Source organism: Novosphingobium aquae, assembly GCF_037572715.1.
GTDB lineage: Bacteria > Pseudomonadota > Alphaproteobacteria > Sphingomonadales > Sphingomonadaceae > Novosphingobium > Novosphingobium aquae.
This window is the reverse complement of record NZ_JBBHJY010000002.1, coordinates 49239-65083: the sequence shown is the minus strand read 5'-3', so window position 1 is coordinate 65083 and position 15845 is coordinate 49239. Positions and strand designations below refer to the sequence as shown.

Sequence of the window (15845 nt, the reverse complement as noted above, 5' to 3'; positions counted from 1 at the left end):
GATCATGGAGTAACGCGAGTGGCGGCGGGGAAAATCCAGCGGTCATCGAGGATCTCTTTTCGCGGGCGGTAAAGCCGTACCATGTAGTTCCAGCCAGGCGTCACCGGAAGGCAGTTTGCCAGCTGCTTTTCACAGCCTCCGAACTGCACTGTCACACTTTGGTCGGAGGCCGGTACGGCGCTGAGATTGTTCAGCGAATAGGACTGCATGGAGTTTGATATCAATTTCCCGTTGTGATCGTAGACGGTGATTGACCAGAAGGCGTTGACAGGCACCCTTCCTACGCGAATTCGGTAAACCGTGCTGCCGTCATTTTGGGCGGGCGTGACGTTGAGATAGGTCGCCTCGTTGCGCGGCAAGCCGCCCCAGGCCATGGCGGTGCCGACGAGGTGCGCCACCGGATCGACTTCGCGTGCCTTGCCAAAGGCCCGGTCAAGGTCTGGCAGAGTTTCTCCAAGGGCCAAAAGGGCCTTGCGGACTTTGTCCAGGCTGACCTTGTCCCAATCGATTCTGTCGAAATGTCCCGGGCCTTTGGGCTGGTCGACGGTGACGGCATCCTGGAGCTGCCGAACCACGGCAAGGTCGCTTGCTCGGGTCGGATCGACGAAGATCCTCAACCCGACCATCGCGTATCGGGTGCCGACAGACTTTCGGTCGATCCGGTATCTGCCCGCGCCGTGCCGGATCAGAGGGATATGATGGTTCTGGTCAATGACAGTCAGTGAGAAATATCGCGCTCCGGCGTCGGGCAAACTAATCGTTACCGGCCCTGCATCCAGATCGAACACGGCCGTGGAATAGAGCGTATCGCGATTGGGCCTGATGACGAGTGGCCGATCTGGAGAGGCCAGTTCTCGCATGTGGGAGAAGCGGCCGAGCCCGCCTCGGGCAATGGCGCTCGCGAAGTAGCCGTCTGTTTCGGCGCGCGCGAAATTCGTGGGTGTTACAACGAGCGAAATAGACTCCGTGCTGGCAGCACAGGGCGTGCCCAGGGTGGCTATGATCCCACCGATTGAAGCACGCATCCGTAGGGATCGCTTCATCACTGTTATCCCACTCGCCGGTCATGGTGGTGCCAGTATTTGTCGCGCACCGTTCGACGGAGAACCTTGTGGGCGGCGCTTACTGGTAGTTCTGGAACAAATGTTATGCTTTTGGGCGCCTTGTGCTTGCCGATCCGGCTTTTGACGAAACCGATCAGTTCCTCTGCAGTAACTTTCTTGCCGGGCAACAGGATCACTTCGGCGTGAACTGCCTCTCCCCATTCGGGATGCGGGATCCCGATAACGGCGGAATTACTCACGGCGGCATGAGCATTGATCGCGGCCTCCACCTCGACTGCGTAGACGTTGAAGCCGCCGGTTATGACCATGTCCTTCTTGCGGTCGACAATCGTCACAAATCCTTCGGGGTCGCGGAAACCAAGGTCGCCGGAATGCCAGAAGCCGTCACTGAATTCCTCTGCAGTGCCCTCCGGATTGCGATAGTATCCACGGATGATCCCTCGGTTGCGAATCCAGATCTCACCGGTTTCGCCATCGGGTACTGGCATTCCGGTTTCATCAACGATCATCAGTTCGCAACCTGGCAACACCCGACCGGCCGAGGCGAGCCGCCGCTCCAGGTCCACGCCTTCCGCTTGGTGATCCAACTTTGAAAGATAGAGTGCTGGCACCCAGCATTCCGTCGATCCGTAAATCTGGATGAAGACATTGCCGAAACGCGCTTGCAGCGAGGCCAGCTTTGTGGCGCTCATCGGCGCTGCACCGTAAATCACCGCATCAAGGGATGAAAGATCGTAACGGCTGGCCGATTCTAGTTCGAGCAGGCGGTAGCACAACGTCGGCACTAGGCCCGCAATGTTGATCCGCTCCTTTTCGACATTGTTGCACCAAAGGTCGAGATCAGGGGCGTTCTGGGTGACAAGGCAGCAGCCGCGAAAAAACGAGGACATGATCGAGATCGCCCCGCCATGGCTCAGCGGCGCCATCAGCAGGTTGCGTGCGCCAGGCCGAAACGGGTTGTCGTGCGGCACATAGTAGGCGTCGCGCCCCGCCAACCAGTTATCGATGCTGTATTCGGCGCACTTACTCTTGCCGGTAGTGCCACCGGTAAAGCGGTAGATGATCGGGTCGGTGTCGACGTCGCTCTCGATTCCCGGATCTGCATCGCTGACGCCTTCGAGCATTTCCCAGAAGTGGACCACACCGGGAAAGCCGGGGCAGGGATCCATCGAGACGATGGCGATGCCGCGCTCGCTCAGGAAGGAATGATACCGAACGACCAGCTCCTTTTCCAGGAACACTGCTTTCGGCTCGATCCAGTCGATTTGCCAGCAATGCTCGTCGAAGGAATCGCGATAGTTCGTCCATGCCGCTGCCGCCGCGCCCTTGAGAACCGTAGGTGCGTGCAGAAGCGAGAGATTATCGTTTTCCAGGATGCACAGGAAGCGATCGCCGCGACCCAGGCCAAGTTTGCCGTGGATCATGTTGACGATCCGGTTGGTTAACCGGTCGAATTCCGGAAATGTGTAGCGGCGTCCGCGCTCGGTATTCACCAGCGCCTCTAGGTGAGGATATCGGTCGGCGATTTCGCGGGTGGTCCGCGCGAAATTGATTTTCATGGGCGGTCCTCTCCAAACTGCGCCCAGCCTAGTGCGTCTGCCCCAGCAATATCCCCCTCATCAGGAGGGGGTCGTGTCCAGCGAGGCACTCGTTAGCCTTCGGGGGTGACAGATTGCAGGCAAGCACGGAGGGACCCTTGCGTAATTTAACTGAAGAAGAATTCCTTGCGTTGAATGGCACAGAGATCGGCGTTTCGGACTGGGTGCTGGTCGATCAGGAGCGAATCAATCGCTTTGCAGAGGCAACCGGCGATTTCCAGTTCATCCACGTCAATCCGGAACTTGCTCGCAATACGCCCTTCGGTTCGACAATCGCGCACGGCTTCCTGACGCTTTCTCTCTTCCCGATGCTTGCTCAGGCGGCTGATTTACCGCTGCCCGTGGGCATGAAGATGGGCGTCAACTATGGCGGTAATCGCACCCGGTTTCTGGCTCCTGTAAAGGTCGGCAAGCGCGTGCGCGGCCGTTTCAAGCAGATTGCCTATGAAACCAAAGGTGGCGGCCAGTTCCAGCACACCATGGAATTCGTTGTCGAGATCGAGGGCGAGGCCAAGCCCGCTTTGATGGCGGAATGGGTGACCCTCTACTTCGTCTGATATTTCGTGAATCTTCAGGAAGAACCGCATGGAACAGTCATCATTCAAGACCGTCCAGATTAATCGACGCGGGAGAGTGCTCTACTTGACCCTCAACCTCCCAAGGACGCTAAACGCGGTCGATGCGGTTATGCACGAGGAACTGACCCGCGTCTTCACAGCCGCAGATGCCGATCCCTTATCGGACGTCATCGTCCTATCCGGCGCGGGCAGGGCTTTCAGTGCAGGCGGCGACATCGATTCCATGCAGGAAACGATCGACAATCCGGAATTGTTCGAGACCGTCGTCTATGAGGCCAAACGGATCGTCTTCACCCTACTTGATTGCGAGAAGCCAATCATTGCCAAGATCAATGGCCACGCCATGGGACTGGGCGCAACGATCGCGCTGTTCTGCGACATCACATATGCCGCAGATCATGCTCGCATCGCGGATCCGCACGTCTCGATCGGATTTGTCGCCGGCGATGGGGGGGCGATCATCTGGCCGCAACTGATCGGCTTTGCCCGCGCCAAAGAGTATTTGTTGACCGGAAAGCCGATTACTGCGCCGCAGGCGGCAGAAATTGGTTTGATCAATCGCTCCATGCCGGCAAGCGAACTTGATGCGGCCGTGGATCAACTTGCGGACGAACTTGCTGCGGGCGCGACCAAGGCAATCCGCTGGACCAAGACCACCATCAATATCGCGCTCAAGCAACTTGCCCACTCGATGATGGATACCGGTCTGGCCTATGAGGCCATGTCTAACCAGACCACCGAACACGCCGCACTGGTGCGCAAGTTTCGCGATAAGGGCAAATGAGCGACGCTTTAAGCACCATTGCGGTAGGGGCGCTGGCGGGACGAGCTGCAATCGTAACGGGTGCTGCGGGAGGGATCGGCCTCGCCGTGGCGCGCAAGCTTTGCCAGTTTGGCGCCTCAGTCACGATAATGGACCGGGACATATCTCGCGCACGGGCTGCGGCGGTGCAATTCCCCGCCGGAGCCTGCACGGTTTGCGGCGGCGATGTCAGCCTTGAAGAGGATATGCGGGCAGTTTTCGATCACGCCATCGCCTTCGCCGGCAAGATCGACATTCTGGTGAACAATGCCGGGATCATAGAGCACGTGGTTCCAACGGCACAGCAGGATCTGGCGCAGTGGCAGCGCTTGATCGACGTGCATCTCAAAGGCGCTTTCATCAGCAGCCAGCTTTTTGCCCGGCACGTGTTGGACCGTCAGGCCCAGGGTAGCATCGTAAACATGGCATCGATTACAGCCCTGCGCCCGATGCGGGGGTCGAACGGTTATGCCGTTGCCAAGGCCGCCTTGACGATGATGACCCAGACGATGGCGGCTGACCTGACTGGCCAGGGGGTTCGCGTGAATGCCGTTGCCCCAGGATTCACTCGGACTGCGCTAGCCAATGTCGAAGGGGGAATTGGCGCAGACTTCCGTCAGGTGTTCGACCGCATCCCGCTGAAGCGGCTGGCTCGGCCTGAAGAAATTGCCGAAGTTGTGGCCTTTTTGGTCTCCGATGCCGCCTCGTATGTTTCGGGCGCGGTTATCCCTGTCGATGGAGGCTGGGCGGCCAACTGTGGGCCCTGAAACCCGCCCCCCCCAATTCGAGCGGTTCAACTCCAGATAAATTGGTTCCACGCATCTCTTAATTCGCGCCGTGGCGACCTTTTGAGGTGAGCGGCACCGCCGCCTGATTACTGGCTTGTAACGGAGAGTTTATGGATTTTCGGCCTGATCCAACGTTGGAGGCCTTTCGCGAGACTGTCCGCGTTTTCTTGCGTGACAACCTTCCGCAGGATTTGGTCCAGACGAAAATCGCTATGGTTTCTCCCCGCGATGCGACAGTTCGCTGGCAGCGTATCCTGAACGGGAAGGGCTGGGGCGCCCCCTATTGGGCCGAACGCCACGGCGGGACTGGATGGAGCGTCGAAGAGCAACTGATCTTCGACGAGGAATGCGCTCTGGCTGGCGCACCCTCACTGGAAGGTTTTGCCCAAAAGCTGCTTGGGCCGGTTCTTAACCAGTTTGCCACACCGGAACAATGGCAGGCTCATGTGCCGGCGATTCTGGCGGGGGAGCGGCATTGGTGCCAAGGCTTCTCAGAGCCGGGATCCGGCTCGGATCTCGCCTCGCTGCGCACCCGTGCAGAATGCCGGGGAGATCGCTATATCGTCAATGGCCAGAAAATCTGGACAAGCTACGCGCACCGGGCGGACTGGATCTTCCTGCTTGCCCGGACCAATGCCGAGGTCAAGAAGCAGGCCGGGATCAGCTTCCTGCTGATCGACATGAAGACGCCCGGAATCACTGTCCGGCCGATCATCAGCATCGATGGCCAGCATCACCTAAATGAGGTATTTTTCGACGAGGTCGAAGTGCCCGTCGGGAACCTGATCGGCGAAGAGGGCATGGGCTGGAGCATAACCAAGTTCCTGCTTAACAATGAACACGCATCCACCGCAGACCTGCCGATCCTGAAGGCATATCTTGCCCGGATGAAGAAGATGTCCCGGAGTATCACCGTGGGCATGGCCGCAATGGCCCGGCAAGCTGACTTTGCCGTTCAGATCGCGCGGTTCGAGACGGAATTGAAAGCATTGGCCATGATGGTCCGTCGTTCGGCGGCTCTGCATGGTGATCAGGGGCATTTCGCGCATGCCCTGGGCTCGATGCTCAAGCTGAGGGCGACCGATCTGCAACAGCGCATGACCGTATTCATGGTCGAAATGCTGGGCGACGATGGCCCGCTGGTTGATCCGGTTGAGGGTGACGGGATCACTTCCGAAATGTTCTTCCGGCGAGCTTCGACGATCTATGGCGGGACCAACGAGGTCCAGCGGGGAATTGTCGCGAAGCTGATGTTCGGACTTTGAGGTACTGACGATGGACTTCACCTTTGATACCGAGCAGCAAATGCTCTGCGATAGTGTCGCCCGCTTTCTGCAGAACGAATACGATTTCGATGCCCGCATGAAACTGGTCGCGGCAGCGGGCGGCGGCAGTGCGGCGATTTGGCAAAAATTTGCCGAAAACGGTTGGATTGCTGCGTCTTGTCCAGAAGAGTTTGGCGGTTTCGGCGGCAGCGTAATCGACACGGCGATCATCTGCGAACAGTTTGGGCGTGGACTGGTGATCGAGCCATGGCTGGGCAGCGCAGTGCTCGGCTTGCAGACTTTGCTGGCGAGCGATGATGCCGAGGCGAAGACTGCCTTGCTGCCGAGATTGTGTGACGGTTCGCAGCGGATCGCAGTCGCCTGGAGCGAGACTGCAGCGCGCGGCGTCCCGAATGTCGTTGCGACAACATCCAAAGGCGAGGGCGATATCCTGCGCTTGCATGGCACCAAGACACTGGTTCTCGGCGGGGTCGGCGCCGATGCCTATCTCGTCTCTGTCCGTCTCGCCGGATCCATTGATGCGCGGGACGGAATCGCCTTGTGCATCGTCGAGGCCGGGGCGCCGGGCCTCTCGATCAGCCCAACCCTGCTGCATGATGGCAGTCTTGCTGCAACCATCACGCTTGATGGCGCAAACGCGCGGCTGCTTCAGGGAGATGGGCTTCGTGCGCTCGAAGCCGGACTTGGCTACGCGACTTGCGCGCTCTGCGCCGAGTTGGTCGGTGCAATGGAACGTGCGATCGAGATCACGGCTGATTATCTGCGAACCCGCAAGCAGTTCGGGGTTACCATTGGCAGCTTTCAGAGCCTGCAGCACCGCATGGCGGATATGGTTGCTGAACTGGAACTGGCCCGATCGATGCTGTTTGTGGCCCTGGCTTCGCAGGAAAACGACGAGGCGGAGACGCGCGTGGCCACGCTTGCGGGTGCAAAGGCGCTGATTACCGGCGCTGCACGCAGCATATGCGCCCAGGCGATCCAGCTGCACGGCGGCATTGGCATGACCGAGGAATGCGCGATAGGCCATTACTTCAAGCGCGCCGTCGTCGCCGACGCGCTGCTGGGGGGGCGCATTGTTCAGGAGCGCATCTGCACCGCCAGCCTCCTTGGCGAGCTTGCTGAGGCCGCAGAATGAGCCGTGGCATTGGCCCGCTGGCGGGAATAAGGGTTCTGGAAATTGCCGGGCTCGGTCCCGCACCCTTCTGCGGCATGCTGCTGGCGGATCTGGGCGCGGATGTGGTTCTTGTCGATCGGCTTGTCCCGAACGGCGAGAACATCGATCTTGGCGCCGCAGCCATAACCAACCGTGGCAAACGATCCATCGCGGTTGACCTCAAGGACCCCGCCGGGATTGCGACCGTGCTCAATCTGGTCGGCGCGTGCGATATCTTGATCGAAGGCATGCGTCCTGGCGTGATGGAGCGACTGGGGTTGGGCCCTGACGAATGCATGTCGCGCAATCCCGCGCTGGTCTATGGCCGGATGACCGGCTGGGGCCAGCATGGTCCGCTCTCGCAGGCAGCAGGTCACGATCTCAACTATATCGGCCTGTCGGGCGCGCTCTGGTATTCCGGGGTTCCCGGGCAGCCGCCACTCGCTCCCCCTAGTCTGGTCGGCGATATTGGTGGCGGCGCGCTGTATCTTGCGGTCGGCGTGCTCGCGGCGACAATGCATGCGCGGAGCAGCGGCGAGGGGCAGGTCGTCGATGCGGCGATCGTCGATGGCAGCGCGCACCTGACCAGCTTGCTGCTCAGCCTTATGGCGGGCGGAGCAATGGAAATCGAGCGCGGACGAAGCGGCCTAGATGGAGCCTTCTGGTATTCCACCTATCGCTGCGCTGATGATGGCTACATTACACTGGGTGCGGTCGAACCCAAGTTTTATCGCCTGTTGCTTGAAAAGCTCGATCTGCTTGGCGATCCCGAATTTGCCGATCGCGAAGACCTGGGGCGTTGGCCCGTCTTGCGCGCGCGGTTGGAAGCCCTGTTCGCAACCCGCTCTCGGGCCGAGTGGTGCACATTGCTTGAAGGCACGGACGTCTGCTTTGCTCCGGTGCTGAGCCCGGTTGAAGCCGCGCATCATCCGCATATGGAAGCCCGCCAAGTCTACTGCGAGGTTGACGGTGTGCTCCAGGCTGCTCCCGCCCCACGTTTTTCAGGCACGCCCGCGACGGGAATAGGGACAGTTCCTGACCGCGGCGGGGACCTGGCATCCGTCATGGCCGATTGGCTGGCTTAGCAAGTCGCGGTTTGTCCGAATGTGACTACGTGTCCTAGCGAACCCCCCACCATGAGGGGTTCGCTTGGGGGAAGCTGTCTCCATAATCTCAAGTGCATCAACCGAATTCAATATGGAGCACAGAGTGCCGATTGCATATTCACAGAACGGGGCCGTAGGTTGGATCGTGCTTGATCGTCCCGACGCGTTGAACAGCCTCGACCGCGAGAGTGTTCTGCAATTTACGGAAAGGCTTGAAGCCTGGCGGGAAGACGCGGGAATACGCACCATTGCGGTTGCGGCAAACGGCCGCGCCTTTTGCGCGGGAGCGGACCTCAAGCAAGCTGGGCAGGTGCCAGAACCAGGGCAGAAGGATTTGCTAGACCTGATCGTGATTCTCTTCGATATGCTGCGCGCTTACCCCAAGCCAGTGATCGCTGCCGTCAACGGCCTCGCTTATGCAGGCGGGCTCGAGATCGTGCTGGCCTGCGATATCGTGATCGCGGCTGAAGGCTCGCGTTTTGCCGATGCGCATTCCAATTTCGGAGTGTTCCCCGGCGGCGGAGGCGCGGCGCTGCTGCCGCGGCGGATTCCCGCAAATGTTGCCCGCTACATGCTTTTGACCGGCGATGCGATCTCGGCTGCCGATGCGCACATGTATGGCTTGGTCAACGAGGTGGTCCCCCTTGAGGGTCTTAATGCGAGGGTGCAGGAGCTGGGCGAGAAGCTGGCAAGGAAGAGCCCGCTGGTGCTCTCGGCGATGAAACGCGTGGCGAACGAGGCTGCGGACAAGAGCGCCGCCGATGCCTTGCGCCATGAACTCCTCGAAAATCGCAACCATGGCCGCAGCTGGGATATCCAAGAGGGCCTCAGCGCCTTCGTCGAAAAGCGTGAGCCGCAGTTCCGCGGTTACTGACCGTCTTTGCCGGCAGCATTCAATTTATTAGGGATAACAATCATATGACATATGTTCTGCCCACTGAGGAACAGCAACTTGCCGTTGATAGCTTTCGCAAGTTCCTTGAAAGCGAGATACGTCCCTTCGCCCGCCAGTACACCGATCGCTTCATCCCCAAAGAGGCGATGCTGGAAATTACACCGGCCCTGGCGGAATTCGGGCTGCCTGGTGCAGATATCCAGGAAGAATTCGGCGGCCTCGGCCTGCCGCTGGTGACCCGGGCGATGCTGCTTGAAGAACTGATGACGGTTTCGGTCGATATCGGACTGTTTATGATGATCAACTGCGGGATTGCGCGCTTCCTTGCCAACCTTGCTCCGGCACACCTGCGTGAGCGCTATCTCCCGGGGGTAATGGCGGGCAGGGTTTTCGGTGCCTTTGGGATCAGCGAGCCGGACGTCGGCTCGAACGTTATCGACATCAAAACCAAGGGCGTGCGTGACGGCGATCACTGGGTAATCAACGGCGAAAAGACCTGGATCACGGGCGGTCACTATTCGGATTTCTTCATCTGCACCACACGGACCAGCGAGAAGGGCCTGTCTCACTTTCTCATCGACCGTGAGGAACATGGGTATGAAACACGCAACATCGAAAAGATCGCGCTCAATTCGCAGTCGACTGCCCAGATCTTCGTAACGGATGCCCGCGTGCCGCATTCGAACATGTGTGGCGAGGAAGGCGTTGGCCTGAAAAACACGGTCAAAGAATTCGAAATGGCGCGGCCACACGTCGGGCTGCTCTCAATCGGACTGATGCGCGCTTCACTGGAAGAGACCATTGCCTATGCCAAGGAGCGCAAGCAGTTCGGCAAGGTCATTGCCTCGCACCAGTTGATTGCCGCCAAGATCGCCGAGATGGCGACGCTGCTCGATGCATCGAAGCTGATGTGCTATCGTGCGTTGTCAATGATTGACATGGGCATTCGCTGCGACATGCAGTCTTCAATGGCTAAGTGGTTTGCCACTGAGTCGGCGGTCAAGGTATGCCGCGATGCGGTGCAGATTCATGGTGGCAACGGCCTGACCAAGGAATTTAACGTTGAACGCTTGGCCCGGGAGGCGATCGTGATTCCGATCCCCGATGGCACAACCGAAATCCAGAAGCTGATCATCGCCCGTGCCTTGACGGGGGTTTCCGCCTTCGTCTGACAGGAGCTCAGCAACGAGGTTTCATTGAGGCGATTTCCACGCTGATTGCCTCGTTGATCGGCGCAGCCGCAGGCTACGGCTGCGCCAGTTGTACCTTCCCGCACCTTTGGTCTCGGCTTTAGGCAAGCCTGTTTCATGAGTCGGCCGGGAAGTAGTTTGTCATGGAGGCCCGGTTTGCCGCACATCGTCAATCGTCGCGATCTCGATTTTCTGCTGTTCGAGTGCTTCGACGCAGAAGCGCTGTTTGAAACCGAGCGCTATCAAGGGCTCGACCGCGGAATGGTCGAAGGTATGCTCGATATTGCCGAGGCGATTGCCGAAGAGAAATATCTGCCCTGTGCGGCGGCGCTGGATGCGCATGAGCCAACATTCGCTAATGGTCAGGCGCAGGTCATTCCGCAGGTCGGCGAGGCGCTCCAGGCCTATGCTGATGCGGGTTTCTTCGCGGCTGGATTTGATCGGGCACACGGCGGTCTGCAACTGCCGCTTATCGTCACAATGGCGATCAACGGCATCTTCACATCGGCAAATCTTGGCATCGCCAATTATGCCTTCCTGACGATCGCAAATGCCAATCTCATCGCTACTTTTGGCACTGAAGAACAGCAGAAGTTGTTTCTGCCGCCGATGCTCGAGGGGCGGTGGTTTGGCACGATGTGCTTGTCCGAACCGCAGGCGGGGTCATCGCTGTCGGACATTCGCACCTGCGCCGTGCCTCGCCAGGATGGCAGTTACAGCATCACTGGGACCAAGATGTGGATTTCGGGCGGCGATCATGAGATTTCCGAGAACATTGTCCATCTGGTTCTGGCGCGCACCCCGGATGCGCCTGCAGGCGTCAAGGGAATTTCACTATTCATCGTGCCGAAGCGGAAGGTTGGTGCGGACGGGACCGTTGGCGAGCGAAACGGCGTGGTTCTGGCCGGGCTCAACCATAAACTTGGCCAGCGCGGGATCACTAACTGTCTGCTGAATTTCGGCGAGGATGGAGAGAGTGTCGGTTACCTCGTTGGCGAATTGAACAATGGCCTTGGCCAGATGTTCCATATGATGAATGAAGCGCGCATCAGCGTTGGCCATGCATCGGTCATGTCGGCGCTGGCCGGTTATCTCTATTCGCTCGACTATGCTCGCAGCCGGCCGCAAGGGCGCCGAGCGAACGGCAAATCGCCTCTTGCACCGCAGGTTCCGATCATCGAGCACGCCGATGTCAAACGGATGCTGATGGCGCAGAAGGCAGCGGTGGAAGGGGCGCAGGCCCTGTTGACCTATTGCGCGCTGCTGGTGGATCGACAGAAAGCATCGAGCGATTCGGCCGAACGCGCCGACCTAGGTCTGTTGCTCGATTTGCTCACCCCAATCGCCAAGTCATGGCCCTCGGAGTACTGCCTTGAGGCTAACAAGTGGGCAATCCAGGTTCTGGGCGGTTACGGCTACACGCGCGACTATCCGGTGGAGCGCTATTACCGCGATAACCGGCTGAACCACATTCACGAGGGGACTTTTGGCATCCAGGCGATTGATTTGCTGGGGCGCAAAGTCAGGATGCACGATGGCCGTGCGCTGGCCCTTCTGCTCGAACAGATCCGCGCCACGATCGCCGAAGCCCGGACTTATGCCGAACTTCCCTCAGAGGCGGCACTGCTCGAGGCCGCGGTGCTTGCCCTGGAAGAAGCAACAGCAGTGGTCCTTTCAGAATCCGATTTGGAAGTGGGGCTGGCCAATGCGACGATCTACCTTGATGCATTCGGGCACGTGGTGATTGGCTGGTTCTGGCTCCAGCAGGCCATGCTGGCGACCGAGGCCCTCGAAAGAGGGACTACAGAAATAGCTTTCTATTCGGGCAAGGTCGCGGCCTGCCGCTATTTCTTCCGTCACGAGCTGCCACTGGTGCATGCCCGCTTCGCTCTGGTCGGGTCGCTCGATCGCACCTGCCTTGAGGCGGGGTCAGACTGGTTCACGGGGACCTGATGGCCGGCCTCTCGCGGCCTGGAAAATCGGCATGACGATCGATTTTTCTGGGCAGGTCGCGATTGTCACGGGCGGCGCAAACGGGCTGGGGCGGGAATATGCGCTCGCGTTGGCGAAAAGACGCGCGAGGGTAATGGTCAATGACCTTGGCTGCGACAGTTCGGGCAGAGGCAATGATGTCGGAGCAGTTGAGCAGGTAGTTCAAGAAATTCGGAATGGCGGAGGCGAAGCGCTGTCAAGCGATTGCAGCGTCACAGACAACGCCGGGGTGCTTGACATGGTCGAACGAACCGTGAGGCAATGGGGACGAGTTGACATACTCATCAACAACGCCGGTATCTTGCAATCCGGTTACTTCGCACGTGCAGCGATGGCGGATTTCCGGCAAGTTGTTGAGGTGAACCTGATCGGTTCGGCGCTTTGCAGCCATGCAGTCTGGCACCACATGCGACGGCAAGGTTTCGGCCGCATTTTGATGACCACGTCCGAGGGCGCGCTTTATCCGGTTCCTGGCGCTGCCAGCTATGCGGCGGCCAAACTAGGACTGGTAGGGCTGATGAATGCGTTGTCCGCCGAAGGACGGCGCGATGGCATCTGCGTCAATACCATTGCCCCGGCAGCAGCGACACGGATGACCAGGGATATTGTCGGAACTGCTGATCTGGCTCGGATGGACACAGCAACCGTAGTTGCTGCCGCGCTTTATCTGGTGAGCGCAGAGGCGCCCTCCGGCGCTATCCTCGCCGCCGGTGCAAAGCGCTACGAACGCGCCTACATAACCCACACGCAAGGACTGGAATTGCCCGAACTCAGCTTGCAGCCCGAGGGCGTTGGAGCGCATTTCGAAGCCATCAGCGACCGATTTGGCGATGAAGCGCCGCAAGGCTTCCATGCCGTTGCGCGGGGCCATCTGATTTCCCCCGGTGACTCGCGCTAACCCAGACCGCAAGGCCCCAATGCCTTGCTTTCTGCCGTGCGCAGGAGGTTGATCTAACCTGACCTGTTCGCGTTCAGAAATTCAACGAGAATCGAATTGACCAAGGCGGGTCGTTCAAGATGGAAAAAGTGGCCCGCGTCCGGGACACAATGCAATTGCAGACCGGCGAGGAAGTCCTGTTCTGGCATCGAGCGGGCGAATATGTCGGCTCCAATGCAGCCGTCGTTTGCTCCGTAGAGGCCAAGTGTAGGGACGCGTATGGCTTGCCGGAGCAGCGCGGCGGACACTTGGCCCGCTGGCGACCTTCGGTCTCGGTTCTGGCGATAATAGGAGAGTGCCGCGTGGATTACCCCTGGCTCGGCGAAAGTCGCCTTCAGTTCGTCCAGCATCGATTTGGGCGCGTCCCAGCCAGGCGACCAACGCCGCCACAGCCACTCGAGGAAAGCAAAATGGCCGATCCTGATTGCCCAGTTGGAAATGCGCGGGATCTGGAAAAAGACACCATAGAGCGATCGAACGGCCTGCCTGCGGTCGGAGCTTACGAGGCGGGTGAATGGGCGCATGCGCGGCACTGCAAGCATCGACAAGGAAGCGAAATGGCTTGCTGATAGAGCGGCGGCTACCTGCGCGATAATGGAGCCCCAGTCATGCCCGACGAGATGCGCGCGCGTTTCGTTCAGCTGTCCGATCCAGCCGATTACGTCCTCAGCCATGCGGACTGCGTGGTAATCATTATCGCCGGGCTGTGACGTGAGCTCATACCCGCGCATGCGCACCGCAACGGCGCGATAACCGGCGGCTGCGAGGGCAAGCAATTGTGCATCAAAGCTACGCTCGGTGTCGGGAAAGCCATGAAGCAGCAGCACCAGTTCCCCCGTTCCGGCTGCACGTGCGGAAAATCTCAGATCGCCATTGCTCAACGTCAGGGATTCGATACCAATTGCCTCGGCCAAGTCCGGTTCCGTTCTAGTCAGGTCTGCCAATTGCTGCCACCAGTCATCAGGGGTGATAGGGATCTGGTGTCCCCATCGGGATTAGCGGATATCGCAGGGTGCTTTGTTCGAAATCGCGGACTATTTTGAGGATCGGCGCCAGCACCCAGCTGCCGCTCCAGCTTTTGTCCTCGTCTTCCTGCGGGTTGGTGTAGAGGTTGACGAGGAAAGGTACGTTCCGGCGCTCTGCAGTCGAACGCATGGTGTCCTGTTTGTAGAAGTGAGCCTTGAAGTTCCGCCACTTTACCGCCTGCAACCGGTTGCCGCACCAGATTGGGAATCCCTCCCGCGCAGATTTGGCGATGTGACCTGTGATGAAACCACTCTGGTCGATGCCGTCGATGGGCCGATCGGAGGGAACTATGGCGCCGGCCAGGCTAGCAAGCGTTGGAAAGATGTCGGCACCGTGAACGATTTCGTTGCTCACTCTGCCAGCTGTGATTGCCGCCGGCCAGCGCAGGATCATCGGGACGCGGATTCCTCCCTCCAGTGCCGTAAAATACTGACCGCGCCACGGCCCGCTCCATCCGTCCCAAGGCTTGATGAATTCCCCGCCATTGTCACTGGTGAAGATCACGAGGGTGTTTTCGCGAAGGCCGAGGCGATCCAGTGTATCGATCAAGGTGCCGACATTGTCATCGAGCTCGGCCAGCATGTCTGCCCATTCGCCGTTGCCCGTCTTTCCTGCATAGCGTGGATTGGCCAGCGTCGGCAGGTGAGGTTGAGTAAAGAATGCGCAGGCGAGGAATGGCTGGCCTTGCCTGCCGGCGCGTTCCAAGAAGTCGACCGTCCGTTTTGTTACCTCACCGTCAATGATGCGTCGCTGGTCAAGGTCATAGGTTGCGACGGTGCGATTGGCCTTGCCGCGCCGGCCTTCCAGGATCGGTTCGGGTGAGATTATTGAAGGATCATACCCAGGGGAATCGAGCCAGATGGCCTCATCTGTAGTACGAGGGATGCCGTACCATTCATCGAAGCCCCGGTTGTTCGGCAGCCGGGCCTCCGTGCTTCCCAGGTGCCACTTGCCGAATAGGCCGGTGCGATATCCGGCAGCGGACAAAGCATCCCCAAGTGTCACTTCCCAAGCCGTCAGGCCTTCCGGAACACCTCCGAACGGCACTGCATATGTCCCTGAACGGATGGCGAAACGCCCGGTCATGATACTGGAGCGACTGGGCGTGCATTGCGGCTCCATATTCATGTTGGTCAGGCGCAAGCCTTCGGCGGCCAGCCGGTCGATCCGCGGTGTGGGCGCACCTCTGGTCGCGCCCCCGCCATAGACGCCCAGTTCTCCATAGCCGAGGTTGTCAGCCATGATGAAGAGTATGTTGGGCCGCCTAGCGCCTGTGGGCGCTGCCATCGCCCGATGCGACAGGCCAAGCCCGACAGGCAAGGCGGCAAGCCGCTTCACGATTTCCCTGCGACTCTCACCCATGCTTGTCGCTCCAGCCGCTTTGACCTGAGACCTTCCAGAACCCCCAAGCCATGGACACCCCCCAAGGA

14 protein-coding genes are annotated in these 15845 nt (G+C 59.4%); 10 read left to right on the top strand and 4 right to left on the bottom strand.

The window, feature by feature from the left end; genetic code table 11:
* Window positions 1-2: 2 nt before the first annotated feature.
* Together WG900_RS05605 and WG900_RS05600 are read right to left on the bottom strand one after the other, a co-directional pair.
* Window positions 3-1043, bottom strand: a complete 1041-nt coding sequence (locus tag WG900_RS05605) for a DUF1254 domain-containing protein (protein WP_339965431.1) — start codon at window positions 1041-1043, stop codon at window positions 3-5.
* Window positions 1044-1048: 5 nt separating this feature from the next.
* Window positions 1049-2623 (bottom strand): class I adenylate-forming enzyme family protein, encoded by a 1575-nt coding sequence (locus WG900_RS05600; protein ID WP_339965430.1) that lies wholly within the window; start codon window positions 2621-2623, stop codon window positions 1049-1051.
* 137 nt (window positions 2624-2760) lie between these two features.
* On the opposite strand from WG900_RS05600, the gene WG900_RS05595 reads away from it, so the two are divergent.
* From WG900_RS05595 to WG900_RS05550, 10 genes are all read left to right on the top strand, one after another.
* The gene (locus tag WG900_RS05595) at window positions 2761-3219 is read left to right on the top strand and encodes a MaoC family dehydratase (protein WP_339965429.1); all 459 of its coding nucleotides are present in this window, start codon (window positions 2761-2763) and stop codon (window positions 3217-3219) included.
* 28 nt (window positions 3220-3247) lie between these two features.
* Window positions 3248-4024 carry an enoyl-CoA hydratase/isomerase family protein gene (locus WG900_RS05590; RefSeq protein WP_339965427.1) on the top strand — a complete coding sequence of 259 codons (777 nt, stop codon included), beginning with the start codon at window positions 3248-3250 and terminating at the stop codon, window positions 4022-4024.
* Complete coding sequence (locus WG900_RS05585) at window positions 4021-4809, top strand: SDR family NAD(P)-dependent oxidoreductase (RefSeq protein WP_339965426.1); 789 nt, start codon at window positions 4021-4023, stop codon at window positions 4807-4809. Before WG900_RS05590 ends, WG900_RS05585 begins: the two co-directional genes overlap by 4 nt.
* Window positions 4810-4940: 131 nt before the next feature.
* Complete coding sequence (locus WG900_RS05580; RefSeq protein WP_339965425.1) at window positions 4941-6095, top strand: acyl-CoA dehydrogenase family protein; 1155 nt, start codon at window positions 4941-4943, stop codon at window positions 6093-6095.
* A 10-nt stretch (window positions 6096-6105) separates the two neighbouring features.
* On the top strand, window positions 6106-7251 hold the full coding sequence (locus WG900_RS05575) for an acyl-CoA dehydrogenase family protein (RefSeq protein WP_339965423.1): 1146 nt from the start codon (window positions 6106-6108) through the stop codon (window positions 7249-7251).
* Window positions 7248-8354, top strand: a complete 1107-nt coding sequence (locus WG900_RS05570; RefSeq protein WP_339965422.1) for a CaiB/BaiF CoA transferase family protein — start codon at window positions 7248-7250, stop codon at window positions 8352-8354. The genes WG900_RS05575 and WG900_RS05570 overlap by 4 nt, the downstream gene beginning before the upstream one ends.
* A 64-nt stretch (window positions 8355-8418) precedes the next feature.
* Window positions 8419-9249: an enoyl-CoA hydratase/isomerase family protein gene (locus WG900_RS05565; RefSeq protein WP_339965421.1), complete on the top strand. Its 831-nt coding sequence runs from the start codon at window positions 8419-8421 to the stop codon at window positions 9247-9249.
* Between the two features lie 44 nt (window positions 9250-9293).
* Window positions 9294-10442: an acyl-CoA dehydrogenase family protein gene (locus tag WG900_RS05560; RefSeq protein WP_339965420.1), complete on the top strand. Its 1149-nt coding sequence runs from the start codon at window positions 9294-9296 to the stop codon at window positions 10440-10442.
* A 174-nt stretch (window positions 10443-10616) separates the two neighbouring features.
* The gene (locus WG900_RS05555; RefSeq protein ID WP_339965418.1) at window positions 10617-12413 is read left to right on the top strand and encodes an acyl-CoA dehydrogenase; all 1797 of its coding nucleotides are present in this window, start codon (window positions 10617-10619) and stop codon (window positions 12411-12413) included.
* A 31-nt stretch (window positions 12414-12444) separates the two neighbouring features.
* Window positions 12445-13350 (top strand): SDR family NAD(P)-dependent oxidoreductase, encoded by a 906-nt coding sequence (locus WG900_RS05550; RefSeq protein WP_339965417.1) that lies wholly within the window; start codon window positions 12445-12447, stop codon window positions 13348-13350.
* A gap of 53 nt (window positions 13351-13403) precedes the next feature.
* Here the strand turns inward: WG900_RS05550 and WG900_RS05545 are convergent, their stop codons facing one another.
* Entirely contained in the window at window positions 13404-14303 is a 900-nt protein-coding gene (locus WG900_RS05545; RefSeq protein WP_339965415.1) for an alpha/beta fold hydrolase, read from the bottom strand.
* Between the two features lie 46 nt (window positions 14304-14349).
* On the bottom strand, window positions 14350-15702 hold the full coding sequence (locus tag WG900_RS05540; RefSeq protein ID WP_339965414.1) for an arylsulfatase: 1353 nt from the start codon (window positions 15700-15702) through the stop codon (window positions 14350-14352).
* Window positions 15703-15845 lie beyond the last annotated feature (143 nt).

What these genes read in the sequence shown, in the direction of transcription:
- WG900_RS05605 (WP_339965431.1), bottom strand. Translation starts at nt 1,043, where the DNA reads ATGAAGCGATCCCTACGGATGCGTGCTTCAATCGGTGGGATCATAGCC.
- WG900_RS05600 (WP_339965430.1), bottom strand. Translation starts at nt 2,623, where the DNA reads ATGAAAATCAATTTCGCGCGGACCACCCGCGAAATCGCCGACCGATAT.
- WG900_RS05590 (WP_339965427.1), top strand. Translation starts at nt 3,248, where the DNA reads ATGGAACAGTCATCATTCAAGACCGTCCAGATTAATCGACGCGGGAGA.
- WG900_RS05585 (WP_339965426.1), top strand. Translation starts at nt 4,021, where the DNA reads ATGAGCGACGCTTTAAGCACCATTGCGGTAGGGGCGCTGGCGGGACGA.
- WG900_RS05580 (WP_339965425.1), top strand. Translation starts at nt 4,941, where the DNA reads ATGGATTTTCGGCCTGATCCAACGTTGGAGGCCTTTCGCGAGACTGTC.
- WG900_RS05575 (WP_339965423.1), top strand. Translation starts at nt 6,106, where the DNA reads ATGGACTTCACCTTTGATACCGAGCAGCAAATGCTCTGCGATAGTGTC.
- WG900_RS05570 (WP_339965422.1), top strand. Translation starts at nt 7,248, where the DNA reads ATGAGCCGTGGCATTGGCCCGCTGGCGGGAATAAGGGTTCTGGAAATT.
- WG900_RS05560 (WP_339965420.1), top strand. Translation starts at nt 9,294, where the DNA reads ATGACATATGTTCTGCCCACTGAGGAACAGCAACTTGCCGTTGATAGC.
- WG900_RS05550 (WP_339965417.1), top strand. Translation starts at nt 12,445, where the DNA reads ATGACGATCGATTTTTCTGGGCAGGTCGCGATTGTCACGGGCGGCGCA.
- WG900_RS05540 (WP_339965414.1), bottom strand. Translation starts at nt 15,702, where the DNA reads ATGGCAGCGCCCACAGGCGCTAGGCGGCCCAACATACTCTTCATCATG.